Below are 14,595 nucleotides of genomic sequence, written 5' to 3'. Positions count from 1 at the left end.
AAGTTACTCTACCACGACATTGGGGCGCTCTGTGCGATAAGCTTCAAGCTTTAATTCTATGTTTATAGGACTTTCGCCAAGGCTTATAGCAATCACCCCTTCGGCCATCATTTCATGGTAAAGCATTTTTTGATCTACTCGCTGCTTAAGCTTATTGGCCATAGGTAAAAATAATAAGTTAGCTAAACCCACCCCATATATTGTTGCAATAAATGCGGTGGCGACCCCTGCACCTAGCTTTTGAGGGTCGGTAATAAATGACATTGCTTGAATAAGGCCTAGTACAGCCCCTAAAATACCTATAGTTGGGCTATATCCGCCCATGGCTTCGTACACTTTACTTGCTTCAAGTAAGCGGTCTCGTTCAAGCATTAAATCTATTTCTAAGGTGTCGCGTAACTTTTGCTCCGAACACCCATCTACTAGTAAACTAAGCCCTTTTGCTGCATAAGGATCTGGGTGACTAAGTGCCTCTTTTTCAAGCGCTAAGTACCCTTCCTGGCGAGCTTTATGCGACCACGTTTTGATTTGCTCTATGGCTTGCTCAATATTGTACTGGGGTGAAAAAAATACCCAATGGCTCATGCTTAGCGTTTTTTTAAAGGTGCTTGTGGCCGTTTGCAACATAACAGCCCCTAAGGTGCCGCCAAGTACAATAATAAGTGCAGGGCCATTAAATAACGCCGTGACAACGCCACCCTCTAAAGAGTAACCAATCGCTATAGCGCCCAGCGCAATGATTAACCCTAAAACAGAGAGCTTATCCACAACCAGTCTCTCTTTTTATTCTTGCTGCTACGTCGTTTAACGCTAAATGCTCAGAGGCAAGCCCAGCGTTGGCAATAGCTTGAGGCATACCGTATACCACACAGCTTTTTTCATCTTGCGCCCAAATTGTTGCGCCAGATTGCTTAAGCATTCGCGCGCCATCACGTCCATCAGCGCCCATGCCGGTTAAAACAATAGCAAGTACGTCTCCTTGGTAGCTTTTAGCAACACTTGCAAAAGTCACATCAACGCTTGGTTTGTAGCTTATTCGTTCACTATTATCTTCAAATACACGCAGCGTTTTATTACCACTTCGCCCCTCTACCATCATTTGCTGTCCACCAGGGGCTAAGTAGGCTGTGCCGGCTTCTAGCCTGTCACCTTGTTGCGCTTCTTTAACGCGTATTTTGCAAAGGCTATTTAAACGTGCCGCAAACGCAGGGGTAAATGCTGCCGGCATGTGCTGAATTAACAAAATAGGATGTGCAAAGTTAGCAGGTAATTGGGTTAATATAGTTTGTAAAGCAACTGGCCCGCCAGTTGAAGTGCCAATAGCCACTATTTGATAGTGTTTACCGCTGGCACGCGTGGGCATACTGGGTGTAGTTGTTGTCTGCACTGGGGCAGCACGTTGAAAGCTTCTATCAGGTTGTTTAAGCGATGAGCTTGTTGTGGCTAGTTTGCTTGCAGGTGGAGCAGTAGTCTTACTTGATGTTAATGGCCTAACAGGGCGTGGTGCACGCCTGCGACCAATTTCCTTCACTTTGGCTTGCAATAACTTAATTGCATCTTCGTTATTTCGTGCAATGTCTTCAAACTTTTTCGGTAAAAAGTCCATAGCTCCGGCATCAAGTGCATCTAAAGTTGCGGTTGCACCGTCGCGGGTTAATGAAGAAAACATAAGTATTGGCGTTGGGTTACTCGCCATAATTTCTTTTACTGCGCTAATACCATCAAGCACAGGCATTTCTACATCCATGGTGATCATATCTGGACGTAACTGCGCTGTTTTTTCTACGGCTTCTCTACCGTTAACAGCAAAACCTATTACTTCGATACCGCTGTCTTGTTCAAGGATTTCGCTTACTCGACGGCGAAAAAAACTGGAATCGTCAACAACTAAAACTTTTACGGCCATTGCGCTCTCTTATTAAATTTATGTGTAGGCATACACAGGTATGCCTACATTTTATCCTGCGTAATGCTTAAGCATATTAGGTACATCCAGAATCAGCGCAATACCACCGTCAGATGTAATTGTTGCACCAGCCATTCCTGGCGTACCTTGTAATAACGCATCAAGAGGCTTAATAACAACTTCTTCTTGGCCAATTAATGAATCAACCACAAAGCCAACTTGCTGAGTACCTATTTGTACAATTACCACATGACCTTGCGCTTTTCGCTGAGAACAATCAGCACCTTTAACTAACCAATGCTCTAAGTAAAATAGCGGTATCGCTTTTTTACGAACAATAATTGTAAGCTGACCATCTACCACATTGGTTTTGGTTAAATCTAAGTGGAATATTTCACTCACACCAGCAAGTGGTAACGCAAACGTTTGCTCACCAACAATAACCATCAGCGTAGGTAAAATAGCCAGTGTTAATGGTACTTTTATCTCTAAAATAGTCCCTACGCCCAACTCAGACTGTATACTCACAGAGCCATTAAGCTGCGTAATTTTAGTTTTTACTACATCCATGCCTACGCCACGGCCAGAAATATCAGATATCTCTTCTTTGGTCGAAAAGCCTGGTGCAAATATTAAGTTATACGCTTCTGTATCTGATAAGCGACTTGCCTGATCATGGTCAATAACGCCTTTACTGATCGCTATTTTTTTCAGTTTTTCCGCATCCATACCTGCACCATCATCTTTAATGGTTAACAAAATATGGTCGCCTTCTTGCGAAGCCGATAATGTAACGTTACCAGTTCTAGGCTTACCCGCAGCTTCACGCGCTGCTGGCATTTCAATTCCGTGGTCAACTGAGTTTCGTACTAAATGCACCAACGGATCGGCCAGTGCCTCAACTAAGTTTTTATCTAAATCGGTTTCTTCACCTACAAGCTGTAAATCAATTTCTTTATTTAAGCTACGGGCTAAGTCACGTACTACGCGAGGGAATCGGCCAAACACTTTTTTGATAGGCTGCATTCGCGTTTGCATTACTGCACCTTGAATATCAGCAGTAACCACATCAAGATTTGATATCGCCTTACCCATCGCTTCACTGTCTGTATTGGTCGCTAAACTGACCAACCTATTTCGTACTAATACCAACTCGCCAACCATATTCATTATTTGGTCTAAACGCTTTGTATCAACACGTACTGTGGTTTCAGCAGGTGGAGGCGTAGCTTTTTTAGGTGCGGCGCTACTCGCTGGTTTTTCAGCCACTTTAGGTGTAGGCGCAGCGGCTTTTGCCGCCGGAGCTTGTTTTGCTGCAGGTGCTGGCGTAGGCTTTTCTGGCGTAGGTTTTGCTGGCGTTTGTGCTACAGGTGCAGCCTTAGGTGGCTGCGGTGCAGGTGTGTCAGCTTCTTTTGATTCTGGTGCGGCGCCTTTACCATGCAATTCATCAAGCAGTGCCTCAAATTCATCATCGCTGATTTCATCATCACCGCTATCATTTGCAACAGCCGCTGGTGGTGCTGTGTGTTTTACTTCTGGCTCACTGCTTGAAGTATCTCCTGCAACCGGACCAAAACTACCTACACCGTGTAATTCATCTAATAAACTGTCAAATTCATCATCGGTAATATCTGAACTTGAATCTGGCTCTGCACTTGCACTTGGTTGCGACACCGGGCTTTGCCCTTTGCCGTGTAGCTCATCGAGTAAGCTTTCAAATTCATCTTCTGTAATTTCATCAATTTGCGTGCTATCTGCTGAAGGGCTTGAACCTGCCACATCAAATAGTTCATCAAATGCAAATGGGTCTTCATCATCTGTTGCGCTAACGGGAGCTGCGGGTTCTTGTTCAACAACTTCGGGGGCTGTTTCAGTAAGCTCGTCATCCGTAGGCGGTTGACCAAGTTTGTGAAGGGTTTCTAATAATTGAGGGTCTGCTGGGTCTGGCTGTTCGCGGTTTTGAATAGTGGCAAACATTTCATTAATGGTATCTAGTGCTTGTAAAATCACATCCATTAATTCTGAATTAACGGTTCTAACCCCTTGGCGTAAGAGATCAAATACGTTTTCAGCACCATGACAGGCATCAACAAGCTCAGTCATAGCTAAAAAGCCAGCTCCCCCTTTTACGGTATGAAAGCCCCTAAAAATAGCATTTAGTAACTCAGTATCTTCTGGGTTATTTTCTAGCTCAACTAACTGTTCAGATAAAAGCTCTAGGATTTCTCCAGCCTCTACAAGAAAGTCTTGTAAAATATCTTCATCGACTTCAAAGCTCATGCAGTTACTCTCCTCTTAGAAGCCCAAACTTGATAATAGGTCATCGACCTCGTCTTGGTCAGATACAACATCATTTCGCGACTCTTTATCAATAATAGGGCCTTCAGGACCTGCTAATGTTTGTGCGGCAACCAGTTCTTTTGTTTCTTGTTGTTCTTTACTTTCAGCAATGCTGTCATCTTGTGCAGCAAATGCTGTTAAAAGGTGGATTAAACTTTCTTCTACTTCTCTGACTAATTCAATTACACGGCGGATAACCTGGCCGGTTAAATCTTGAAAATCCTGCGCCATTAGTACATTAGTCATTAAAGTTTGCAACTCATCGGTTTTATGATGAGAGCTGTTCATAAACTTGTCGATGCTGTGGCATAAGGTTTTAAACTCGCCCAGCTCTATCTCGCGGTTCATAAGCCTATCCCAAGTAGGCTTAATATGTGCAATTTCATCTGCTAGCTGCTGCGCAATAGGAAGGCTTGCTTCGACCGCATCCATTGTCTTATTAGCTGCATTTTCTGTCATTTCCATGACATAGTTTAAGCGCTTTTTCGCATCCGGAATTGCATCAGTGGTTAAATCGGTTAAACGCGTATCAAGTTCAAAGCTTTTAAGGGCTTCGTGTAATTGGCGTGTTAACTTACCTACTTCAGCAAAAAGCTGCGATTGCTCTTGAGAGGCAGTATCTAAAATTAATTGATCTGCTTTATCTTGCTCACCGTTTTCTAAAAAAACGACGAGCTGACGAGCTTGTTCTAAAGTAATTTGAGGCGCAGCTGGTGCTGACATAAGCCTCTCCTCTCATTAACCTAAGCGTTCAAACACTTTTTCTAATTTAGTTTTCAAAGTACCAGCAGTAAATGGCTTAACAATATAGCCATTAACACCTGCTTGCGCTGCCGCTATTATTTGTTCTTTTTTAGCTTCTGCCGTCACCATTAAAACCGGAATATGTTTTAATTTTTCGTCAGCTCTAATGGCTCTTAGCAAGTCAATACCCTGCATGCCTGGCATGTTCCAATCGGTTACAACAAAGTCAAAAACCTGATTTTGCAACATAGGTAATGCTGTAGAACCATCGTCAGCTTCTTGAACATTCGTGAACCCTAGGTCACGCAACAGATTTTTTATAATACGTCTCATTGTAGAGAAATCATCAACAACAAGAATTTTCATGTTTTTATCCAAAACATCCTCCGGTGAGGTCTTAACCTATAATTTACTTACTACTAGTTTATCCAGTCATTGATTTTTGCTTTGAGCTTAATCATCGCCTGACCATGTATCTGACTTACACGCGATTCACTTACATCGAGTATATGCCCAATTTCTTTTAAATTCATTTCATCGTTGTAATACAAAGAAAGCACCATTGCATCTCGCTCTGGTAAAGACTTTATTGCCTCTAACAATGAATTATTAAACCGTTCATTTTTAACATTATTAAATGGTTTGTCTAGCGCTAAATCTTGACCTGCAGGGCTAATAACATCTTCATCTACCCCTAGGTCTTCTATACCAAGCACTTTACTGGAATTAACATCATTTAAAATATGATGGTATTCTTCTAGCGAAATATCAAGTTTTTCAGCTACTTCAGTATCTTTTGGTTCTCTATTTAAGCTATTTTCTAATTCTGTGATAGTTTCGGCTACTAATCGGCTTTTACGGTGCACCGAACGTGGTGCCCAATCCCCTCTGCGCATTTCATCAAGCATAGCGCCGCGGATACGAATACCAGCAAACGTTTCAAAGCTTGCCCCTTTACTGGCATCAAAGTTTTTTGAGGCCTCGATAAGGCCAATCATTCCCGATTGGATCAAGTCATCAAGCTGAACGCTAGGAGGAAGACGAGCTATTAAATGGCACGCCACTTTTTTGACAAGCGACGCGTGCTTTTCAACAATCACATTTAAATTTTGTGTTGATTGATATCCCATAGCTCTTTTCACCGATGTTGTCATAATCAGCCGTTTACTAGCTTCTCAATGAAAAACTCTAAATGTCCTGAAGGTTGATTAGGTATAGGCCATTTTACTGCTTTTGTCGCTAATGTTTTAAACGCGACTGCTGCTGGTGAATTAGGGAAAAGATCGACAATTACTTTTTGTTTACGCGTAGATTTACGCATATTTTCATCATATGGAATAGTCGCAACAAGCTCCATAGACACATCTAAAAAGCGGTCTGTTACTTTAGAGAGCTTTGCAAAAAGCTCTTGGCCCTCGCGCATACTGCGCACCATGTTTGCAACAATTTTAAATTTATAAACGCCATGCTCGCGGCTAAGTACTTTAATAAGCGCGTAGGCATCAGTAATAGAGGTCGGCTCATCACACACCACCACCATGACATCTTGCGCTGCACGAGAAAAACTCAGCACCATGTCAGAAATACCAGCGGCGGTATCTACAATTAAAATATCAAATTCGGTATTAAGCTCACTAAAGGCACGAATTAACCCAGCATGCTCAGATGGGGTTAGCTCCACCATACTTTGCGAGCCTGATGTAGCAGGCACGATTTTAATACCGCCTGGGCCTTCAACTAAAATCTCGTCAAGTTCGCACTCGCCTGAAAGGACATGAGATAAGTTTTTTTCAACACGTAGTCCTAGCATTACATCACAATTAGCTAGGCCTAAATCGGCATCTAATACTAATACACGATTACCCTGCTGCCCTAAAGCAATAGCAGTATTTAAAGAGACGTTGGTTTTACCCACCCCTCCTTTACCGCCGGTGACAGCGATAACTTTTACGCCGTTGTTGTTGTTTTGACTCATTTTGCGCAGGCCGCTTGCTTGATCTAATACTGTGTTAATCATACATCCCTACTGTGCTTGGCGCCACTGCTTGGTGCCTTGAATGTTGTGCTTTTGCTCTTTTTAAATACAATTGCTCAGCTTTTTTTACTAGTTTTTCAGCATTTGCAACGCGAATATCTTCTGGTACACGCTGACCATTAGTAAGATACCCTATTGGAAGGCGATTTTGAATCGCTATACTAATAATCTCACCTAAACTTAATGATTCATCTAACTTAGTGAAAATACAACCGCTTAGCTGAACCTTTTTAAAATGTCTTACGGTTTCTTGCAGTACATTTATTTGTGCTGTGGCACTTAATACTAAATAACTACGTATATCTACTCGCTGGTTGCGCATTAACGTATTTAATTGCTCTGTAAGGCGTAAATCACGTTGGCTCATACCCGCTGTATCAATTAATACTAGACGCTTATTGCGTAAATGATATAAAACTTCAGCTAATTCATTGGCATCTTTTACTTGTTTAACACCACAACCAATAATACGACCATATGTTGCAAGCTGCTCATAAGCACCAATTCTGTATGTATCAGTTGTGATTAGGGCAACTTTGTCGGCGCCATACTTTTGTGCGCCTAATGCGGCAAGTTTAGCTACTGTGGTTGTTTTACCTACACCAGTAGGCCCTACAAGGGCGTACACACCCCCTTGGCGAAGAATTTCGTTGTTGGTGGTTTGCATTTGATCTTCAACCATTTGCAATAATGCTTTCCAACCTTGCTGACGCGATACGTCATCTGGAATAAAACACGCCATTTGCTCTGCAACGTCTTTATCTATTCCCATGCCAACTAAACGGTCAATCATGCATGCACGTGTAGGGTCGCGACGTGCCATATCTTGCTGCATTAAACCCGATACTTGGTGTTCTAGTAACTGGCGAATTGCGTTCATTTCATCACGCATCGCGCTCATTTGGGCGCTTTCGTTGTTATTAGCTTGAGGACGCGGAGCCACAGGCGCATCTAAATCGTCAAAGTCTTGATCTAAGTCATCAAAGCCTAGGCTGTCTGCTTGGGTTTGCATGCGTTTTGGCGCTTCATTTTCGCGTGCAAACATATTTGTCGTACGTGGCTGTGCTGGCTCTTGGTAATGCTCAGACGTATCAATACCTGATTGCGAAAACATAGAGGCTAGCTCAGGAGAGCGAGGGCGTGGCGACTGGCGCTCTAATAAAGCTTGTAAGCTATCAGCTACTTTTGCTTGTGGCTCAGTTTGCGCACGCTTAGGCTCTGGCTTTACAAAGTTATGAGTAGGCTGTTGCACGGCTCTTTGCGGAGCAGGCGCTGCCTGTGGTTGCGCTGCGGCTTTAGGGGCTGCTTTGTCGTAATCTACTGCGGCAACAATTTCTACACCATTAGCGAGTTTTTTGTTCGACATAATAACGGCATCAACACCTAGCTCATCTTTAACTTCTTTCAGTGCGGTGCGCATATCTTTGGCAAAAAAACGTTTAATCTTCATGGTTCAACCCCTGTTAAAATCTTTATTGTTGGCCTACTGAGCTGACAATCTTGATCTGTCTTTCATCTGGTACCTCTTGATAAGACATCACCCTTAAACCCGGTATGGTGTACTTAACAAAGCGAGATAACACAGTGCGTAACATTCCTGACGTTAGCAATATTGAAGGTTCTCCGGCCATTTCTTGATTCTGATGCGCTTCGTTTAATGATGTTTGAAGTCGATCAGCAAGGCTTGGTTCTATTCCGGCACCTTCGTCGCCTGCATTTTGTAATGACTGATGCAACATCTGTTCCAACTCAGGCGCCAAGGTTATGACAGGGATTTCTGATGACATTCCCACAGCGTCTTGAACTATTAAACGGCGCAGCGAAATACGCACTGCAGCTGTTAAAACATCGGCATCTTGACTACGTGGGCCGTACTCTACAAGGGTTTGAACAATAGAGCGCATATCACGAATAGCCACCCCTTCGTTTAATAAATTTTGCAGTACTTTTACAACGGTTGTCAGTGGTAGTACTTCTGGCACTAACCCTTCTACTAAACGTGGATGGCTTTTAGCTAACATATCAAGCAGGTTTTGAACCTCCTCATGGCCTAGTAATAATGCGGCACTGTTAGTTAATAACTGGCTAATGTGGGTGGCTACCACAGTGGCTGAGTCAACCACGGTGTAACCTAGTGACTGTGCTTCGTCTTTTTGATCAGGCTTTATCCATACCGCATCTAGGCCAAATGCTGGGTCTTTGGTTTCAACCCCTTTAATAGGACCAAATACTTGCCCAGGGTTTATGGCCAGTTCATCTCCATGTTTGAGTTCGCCTTCACCACTTGAAACACCCATCATGGTAATACGGTACGCATTAGGGTCTAACTCTAAGTTATCGCGAATATGTACAGGCGGCACTAAAAAGCCAAGCTCCTGAGATAACTTTTTACGCACCCCTTTAATTCGGTTGAGCAGCTCACCACCTTGAGATTGATCAACAAGCGGAATAAGCCTGTAGCCAACTTCTAAGCCAATAACGTCAATTTGTTGTACATCGTCCCATCCAAGCTCTTTTTGCTCTTGCTTGTTTGCAACACCAGTACCGGCAACGGTACCACTTTCAGCCTCTTGGGCTGCTAGAGCAGCGGCTTTTAATTTTTGCTGCTGAGTAAAGTAAGCTAAGTAGCCAAGTAGTGCGCCTAAACTTAAAAAAGCAATATGAGGCATACCCGGAACCAACCCCATAATGATTAAAATACCTGAGGCGATAAATAATGATTTTTCGTTACCTAATTGGGCTTTAAATTGCTCACCCATGTTATGTGATTCGTTTTGGCGAGTAACAACAATAGCAGTACCAATAGAGAGCAGTAATGAAGGAAGCTGCGCCACAAGGCCGTCACCAATGGTAAGTAAAGTATATACTTCCATTGCGCGGCTAAAGCTCAAGTCATGTTGGATCATGCCCACAAATAAGCCGCCAACAATATTAATAATTAATATCACGATACCGGCAATGGCATCGCCTTTTACAAACTTACTCGCCCCATCCATAGAGCCGTAAAAGTCGGCTTCGCGGGTTACTTCACTGCGGCGCTCACGTGCTTGCTCTGCACTAATAAAGCCAGCGTTTAAGTCGGCATCTATCGCCATTTGCTTACCCGGCATAGCGTCTAACGTGAAACGAGCCGATACTTCAGAAATACGCCCAGCACCTTTGGTTATTACTACAAAGTTTATGATGATCAAAATTAAAAACACCACTAAACCTACCGCGTAGTTTCCGCCAATAACCACTGAGCCAAACGCTTCAATTACCTTACCAGCCGCATCGCCCCCGTTGTGACCCTCAAGGAGCACCACGCGTGTACTGGCAACATTTAGGGCTAAACGCATAATTGTAGCGATTAACAATACCGCCGGAAACATACCAAATTCGAGGGGTTTCATGGTGTAAACAGTCACCAGTAAAACAACTAAGGCAAGGGCAATATTAAATGAAAATAATATATCAAGAAGAAATGGCGGCAGCGGTAAAATAACCATACCCAGCGCTGCAAGTACTAGTAGCGGTGTGCCAACACCTTTGGCATACTCTTTTTTATCTTTGTTAAGTTGTTGTAATACCGCTTTAAAATCCATAACTCTACAATTCAATAAATTGACACTAGCCTGAAATTGCAATAACTATTCCAAGTATAGAGTCAGCAATAGATTCATTGAGTATTGATGCAAAATTTAAAGCAAGTGAGAGACAAGAGCGAATGGGCTTTATGGTTTGAATTTGCAGCCCCGTGTTGGTATTTAGGCAAGGCCCCCCTGTAAAGTGTGGTTAGCTCAGCTTACCCTAATCGTATTTAAAATCATCCGGAATAGGCAGTTTAGATTTAAGCGGGATGGGGCGCTTTCCGCGGCCTTTTTTAAACCGTTTAAGCTGAAATACATAGGCTAAAACTTGCGCGACAGCGGTAAATAGCTGATCTGGGATCTGTTGGCCTATTTCGGCGGTATGATAAAGCGCCCGCGTAAGCATAGGAGATTCTACAATCGGTACTTCGTTACCTTTGGCTATTTTACGAATTTGCATAGCCATTTCATCTACCCCTTTGGCAAGTACAATCGGTGCACCTGCTCGCTCAGTATCGTATTTTAGCGCCACAGAATAGTGAGTAGGATTGGTTACAATTACGTCGGCATCGGGGACATCTTGCATCATTCTTCGCTGCGACATTTGCCTTTGTGTTTGCCTAATGCGCGCTTTAATTTGCGGATCACCCTCTGAGTTTTTGTACTCGTCTTTGATCTCCTGCATAGTCATTTTAAGTTGTTTGTTGTGGTTATAACTTTGATAAGGCGCATCTATTGCGGCAATAATCACCAAAGTGCACGACAACCCTAAAAACATCCACGAGAGTATTTCAAGGGCATGAATTATATTACTAGGTGCGCTTTCAATACTTAAATGCAAAATTTCATCAAAAAAAGTTTGAATCAAAAACACCGCAAAAATAGCCACCAGCGCAAACTTCAATATAGATTTTACAAGCTCTATCGCTGCTTGTGGGCCAAACATGCGTTTAAAACCCTTCATTGGCGACATTTTACTGGGCTTAGGTGCTGCAGCTTCCCAACTAAAATTAAAGCCGCCGAGTAAGGTATTTCCTATAAATGCTGCAATAACAATAATTAAAACAAACATCGCCATAGGAAACAGCAACGCACTGGCCACCTCACTCCACACCGCAAACATTTTAGTGGTGTCGTAGGTTTCACTGCGATTTAAAGACAGCATCCTGCCCATAATATTGTATAAGCCTTTGCCTATTTCGGGCCCATACAACAGCAACGAAATTGCAGAAAAAATAAGTACAAACATAGTACCTAGTTCTTTTGAACGTGCTATTTGACCTTTCTTTTTAGCATCTTCGAGCTTTTTGGAGGTGGGTTCTTCTGTTTTTTCTTGTCCTGAATCTTCAGCCATTGCCCCTCCTACACCGTACAGCCAACAAGGCTACACATTAGCTCAATCATTTTTAACCACTGAAACTCAAATTGGGTTACAAAATTACCCAAGGTGGCCCAAATAATCATTAAACCGGCAACTAATGTAAACGGAAAACCTATTGAGAAAATGTTTAATTGCGGTGCTGCGCGGGTCATAATACCAAATGAAATATTAATAATGAGCATGGCCGTTAGGGGGGCTAAAGCCAATACCAATGCAGTGGTAAACATCCAGCTGCCCCACGTTACTATGTCCCAGTAATGATCAACAGCCCACCACTGGCCGTTTATAGGCAACACCGAAAAACTATGCACCACCATTTGAATCATCATTAAATGGCCATTAAAAACAAAAAATAACAAGGTCGCTAAAATTAAGTAAAACTGGCCAACTGCAGGCACACTCGCACCATTTGAAGGGTCTATAACAGAGGCAAAGCCCAAACCGGTTTGCATTGCCAGTATTTGCCCAGCAAGCACAAAAGTATTTAGCATTAGCGTAGAGGCAAACCCTATCGCAACACCTATCAACATTTGCTGAATAACCACCAGCACCATTTCAAAAGAAAATAAATTAGTAAATGTTGCAGGAGGCAGCGCTGGCACCACTAAAAACGTTACCACTACCGCCAGCCCCATTTTAATGCGCGTAGGTACGTTTTGTGCGCCTAAGCCCGCCATAATCATGATCATAGAGCTGATGCGAACTAAAGGCAGTAAAAAATCACTTAACCATTGAATAACAACAGAAAAAGGAAATTCCACAATTAGCCTGCAATTTCAGGAATGAGTAACACTAGGCGGGTAAAAAAGTCCATTAGCTCTTGAGTAAGCCAATGCCCACCTACAATAAGTGCCCCAATGGTAATTAATAAGCGCGGTAAAAAACTTAGGGTTTGTTCATTAATAGAGGTGGCAGCCTGAAACACCGCCACCACTAAACCAACAAGTAAACCAGGTACCACAATAGCTGATACCAGCTTAATAACTAAAAATAGTGCATCGCTAAGAATATCAACAAAAATTTCTGGTTCCATGTTGTACTCCTAATGTTTAAAAGTGCGAATGTAAAACATGGTTTATGTCCCTAAGCCAAAGCTTTTGGCTAACGTGCCCATTACTAAGCTCCAGCCATCGACTAGTACAAATAACATTATTTTAAAAGGCAAGGACACTATCATGGGCGAGAGCATCATCATACCCATGGCCATTAATACCGAGGCAACCACTAAATCCACAATTAAAAACGGTATAAAAAACATAAAACCAATGATAAACGCGGTTTGTAGTTCACTGGTCACAAATGCAGGTATTAACACAATAAGCGGTGTGGCCTCTGGCGAGTCAAGCTGGTCATAACCTGCTATTTTGGCAAACGTTTCTAAGTCTTTTAATCGTACCTGCGAGAGCATAAAGGCCTTCATGGGCTCCTTTGCAAGCTCTAATGCTTGTACCGAAGTAACTTGTTCATTTAAATAGGGTTCTATCGCACGTTCGTTAACTTGCTGATAAATAGGCGCCATAATAAAAATACTTAAAAAAAGCGACATCCCTAATAAAACTTGGTTTGAAGGTGTTGATTGTAAACCAATGGCTTGGCGCAAAATGGCCAGTACAACAATAATACGGGTAAACGAAGTCATCATAATTATGGCGGCAGGAATAAAGCTCAGCGCCGTCATAATTGCCAGTACTTGCAAGGTTACAGAGTAATCTTGCGTCCCGTCGGCATTGGTTGTAATGGTTAGAGCGTCTATGCCCTCTGCACTGCTTGCGGCAGGTACAAATAACACAGCTAAAATAATCAGCAGCCACTTTATCATAGGGTTAATTCTTTTTATTTTGATTCGTTTGCGGGTTTAGTAGTTTGCTAAATCGCTTAGCAAGTTCTGGCAGTTCTTTTTCACTTAACGGCGTGTCTAATTTATGTAAGTAGTTAATACTGTGCGGGGTGACCCCTAATAAATGCTGTGCATTATCTATTTCAACCACCATTAAGCGCTCTCGAGAGCCAAGCGGTAAGCTTCGTACCACTTTAAATTCTTCGCTGTTAGCTAAATTTGGGTTAAGTTTTTTAACAAAAAATGCCAGCACTACAATCAGTACTAGCACCGCAACCAACGACAACACCATAGACAAAATGTCGGCCGTAGGTGTTAACGTTTCTGCCTTTGTAAATACTGAGTTTGTTAAAGCAGCAAGGGAGCTCATCGTAATTTTTTGATCCGCTCTACCTGGCTAATAACATCCGTTAAACGAATACCAAATTTATCATTCACTACAACCACTTCGCCATGGGCAATGAGCGTACCATTTACTAATACATCCAGTGGTTCACCGGCTACGCGGTCTAGTTCAACAACAGAGCCTTGGTTTAGCTGCAGTAAGTTACGAATATTTATTTTAGAGCGCCCTACTTCCATAGAAATAGTCACAGGAATATCTAAAATTGTATCGAGTTTACGCTTTTCGTCACCGCTAAGTTCATGTTTAGCATCACTTAGTTCATCAAGCTCTGCTACATGCGCTTCGGCGCTCTCATCACCGCCTTCGGCTTCAGCTAGGGCTGCTGCCCATTCGTCCATTGTGTCTTGATCATCGCTCATACTTTTAACCTTTTAATC

At 42.7% G+C, this 14,595-nt stretch carries 15 protein-coding genes; all 15 read right to left on the bottom strand.

Annotated features, from left to right (window positions below; genetic code table 11):
- Window positions 1-3 precede the first annotated feature (3 nt).
- Window positions 4-768 carry a flagellar motor protein gene (locus MTF68_RS12700; protein ID WP_096041365.1) on the bottom strand — a complete coding sequence of 255 codons (765 nt, stop codon included), beginning with the start codon at window positions 766-768 and terminating at the stop codon, window positions 4-6.
- Window positions 761-1,906, bottom strand: a complete 1,146-nt coding sequence (locus MTF68_RS12695; RefSeq protein ID WP_029773813.1) for a chemotaxis response regulator protein-glutamate methylesterase — start codon at window positions 1,904-1,906, stop codon at window positions 761-763. Before MTF68_RS12695 ends, MTF68_RS12700 begins: the two co-directional genes overlap by 8 nt.
- A 51-nt stretch (window positions 1,907-1,957) precedes the next feature.
- Window positions 1,958-4,186: a chemotaxis protein CheA gene (locus MTF68_RS12690; protein WP_248462702.1), complete on the bottom strand. Its 2,229-nt coding sequence runs from the start codon at window positions 4,184-4,186 to the stop codon at window positions 1,958-1,960.
- Between the two features lie 15 nt (window positions 4,187-4,201).
- The gene (locus MTF68_RS12685; RefSeq protein WP_248462701.1) at window positions 4,202-4,969 is read right to left on the bottom strand and encodes a protein phosphatase CheZ; all 768 of its coding nucleotides are present in this window, start codon (window positions 4,967-4,969) and stop codon (window positions 4,202-4,204) included.
- Window positions 4,970-4,984: 15 nt separating this feature from the next.
- Window positions 4,985-5,368: a chemotaxis response regulator CheY gene (gene cheY / locus MTF68_RS12680; RefSeq protein ID WP_004588308.1), complete on the bottom strand. Its 384-nt coding sequence runs from the start codon at window positions 5,366-5,368 to the stop codon at window positions 4,985-4,987.
- A gap of 41 nt (window positions 5,369-5,409) precedes the next feature.
- Window positions 5,410-6,120, bottom strand: coding sequence for an RNA polymerase sigma factor FliA (locus tag MTF68_RS12675; RefSeq protein WP_024032309.1), 711 nt, complete (start codon window positions 6,118-6,120; stop codon window positions 5,410-5,412).
- Window positions 6,121-6,146: 26 nt separating this feature from the next.
- On the bottom strand, window positions 6,147-7,007 hold the full coding sequence (locus tag MTF68_RS12670; protein ID WP_054983003.1) for a MinD/ParA family protein: 861 nt from the start codon (window positions 7,005-7,007) through the stop codon (window positions 6,147-6,149).
- Window positions 7,000-8,475, bottom strand: a complete 1,476-nt coding sequence (flhF, locus tag MTF68_RS12665; protein ID WP_248462700.1) for a flagellar biosynthesis protein FlhF — start codon at window positions 8,473-8,475, stop codon at window positions 7,000-7,002. The genes MTF68_RS12670 and flhF overlap by 8 nt, the downstream gene beginning before the upstream one ends.
- Before the next feature lie 22 nt (window positions 8,476-8,497).
- The gene (gene flhA / locus MTF68_RS12660; protein ID WP_248462698.1) at window positions 8,498-10,609 is read right to left on the bottom strand and encodes a flagellar biosynthesis protein FlhA; all 2,112 of its coding nucleotides are present in this window, start codon (window positions 10,607-10,609) and stop codon (window positions 8,498-8,500) included.
- 205 nt (window positions 10,610-10,814) lie between these two features.
- On the bottom strand, window positions 10,815-11,948 hold the full coding sequence (gene flhB, locus MTF68_RS12655) for a flagellar biosynthesis protein FlhB (protein WP_055253171.1): 1,134 nt from the start codon (window positions 11,946-11,948) through the stop codon (window positions 10,815-10,817).
- Window positions 11,949-11,956: 8 nt separating this feature from the next.
- Window positions 11,957-12,736, bottom strand: a complete 780-nt coding sequence (gene fliR / locus MTF68_RS12650; protein ID WP_004588302.1) for a flagellar biosynthetic protein FliR — start codon at window positions 12,734-12,736, stop codon at window positions 11,957-11,959.
- A gap of 2 nt (window positions 12,737-12,738) precedes the next feature.
- Window positions 12,739-13,008: a flagellar biosynthesis protein FliQ gene (gene fliQ, locus MTF68_RS12645; protein WP_004588301.1), complete on the bottom strand. Its 270-nt coding sequence runs from the start codon at window positions 13,006-13,008 to the stop codon at window positions 12,739-12,741.
- A 42-nt stretch (window positions 13,009-13,050) separates the two neighbouring features.
- The gene (fliP, locus tag MTF68_RS12640; RefSeq protein ID WP_024032315.1) at window positions 13,051-13,794 is read right to left on the bottom strand and encodes a flagellar type III secretion system pore protein FliP; all 744 of its coding nucleotides are present in this window, start codon (window positions 13,792-13,794) and stop codon (window positions 13,051-13,053) included.
- A 4-nt stretch (window positions 13,795-13,798) separates the two neighbouring features.
- Window positions 13,799-14,182, bottom strand: coding sequence for a flagellar biosynthetic protein FliO (gene fliO, locus MTF68_RS12635; RefSeq protein ID WP_004588299.1), 384 nt, complete (start codon window positions 14,180-14,182; stop codon window positions 13,799-13,801).
- Window positions 14,179-14,577, bottom strand: a complete 399-nt coding sequence (fliN, locus tag MTF68_RS12630; RefSeq protein ID WP_004588298.1) for a flagellar motor switch protein FliN — start codon at window positions 14,575-14,577, stop codon at window positions 14,179-14,181. The genes fliO and fliN overlap by 4 nt, the downstream gene beginning before the upstream one ends.
- Window positions 14,578-14,595 lie beyond the last annotated feature (18 nt).

This window comes from Pseudoalteromonas sp. 2CM37A, assembly GCF_023161885.1.
GTDB lineage: Bacteria > Pseudomonadota > Gammaproteobacteria > Enterobacterales > Alteromonadaceae > Pseudoalteromonas > Pseudoalteromonas atlantica.
This window is presented reverse-complemented; position numbering and strand designations above follow the sequence as displayed.

Bases quoted from the DNA above. Each gene is read 5' to 3' on its own strand.
- MTF68_RS12695 (WP_029773813.1), bottom strand. From the start codon at position 1,906: ATGGCCGTAAAAGTTTTAGTTGTTGACGATTCCAGTTTTTTTCGCCGT.
- MTF68_RS12690 (WP_248462702.1), bottom strand. From the start codon at position 4,186: ATGAGCTTTGAAGTCGATGAAGATATTTTACAAGACTTTCTTGTAGAG.
- MTF68_RS12685 (WP_248462701.1), bottom strand. From the start codon at position 4,969: ATGTCAGCACCAGCTGCGCCTCAAATTACTTTAGAACAAGCTCGTCAG.
- MTF68_RS12675 (WP_024032309.1), bottom strand. From the start codon at position 6,120: ATGGGATATCAATCAACACAAAATTTAAATGTGATTGTTGAAAAGCAC.
- MTF68_RS12670 (WP_054983003.1), bottom strand. From the start codon at position 7,007: ATGATTAACACAGTATTAGATCAAGCAAGCGGCCTGCGCAAAATGAGT.
- flhF (WP_248462700.1), bottom strand. From the start codon at position 8,475: ATGAAGATTAAACGTTTTTTTGCCAAAGATATGCGCACCGCACTGAAA.
- flhA (WP_248462698.1), bottom strand. From the start codon at position 10,609: ATGGATTTTAAAGCGGTATTACAACAACTTAACAAAGATAAAAAAGAG.
- flhB (WP_055253171.1), bottom strand. From the start codon at position 11,948: ATGGCTGAAGATTCAGGACAAGAAAAAACAGAAGAACCCACCTCCAAA.
- fliQ (WP_004588301.1), bottom strand. From the start codon at position 13,008: ATGGAACCAGAAATTTTTGTTGATATTCTTAGCGATGCACTATTTTTA.
- fliP (WP_024032315.1), bottom strand. From the start codon at position 13,794: ATGATAAAGTGGCTGCTGATTATTTTAGCTGTGTTATTTGTACCTGCC.
- fliO (WP_004588299.1), bottom strand. From the start codon at position 14,182: ATGAGCTCCCTTGCTGCTTTAACAAACTCAGTATTTACAAAGGCAGAA.
- fliN (WP_004588298.1), bottom strand. From the start codon at position 14,577: ATGAGCGATGATCAAGACACAATGGACGAATGGGCAGCAGCCCTAGCT.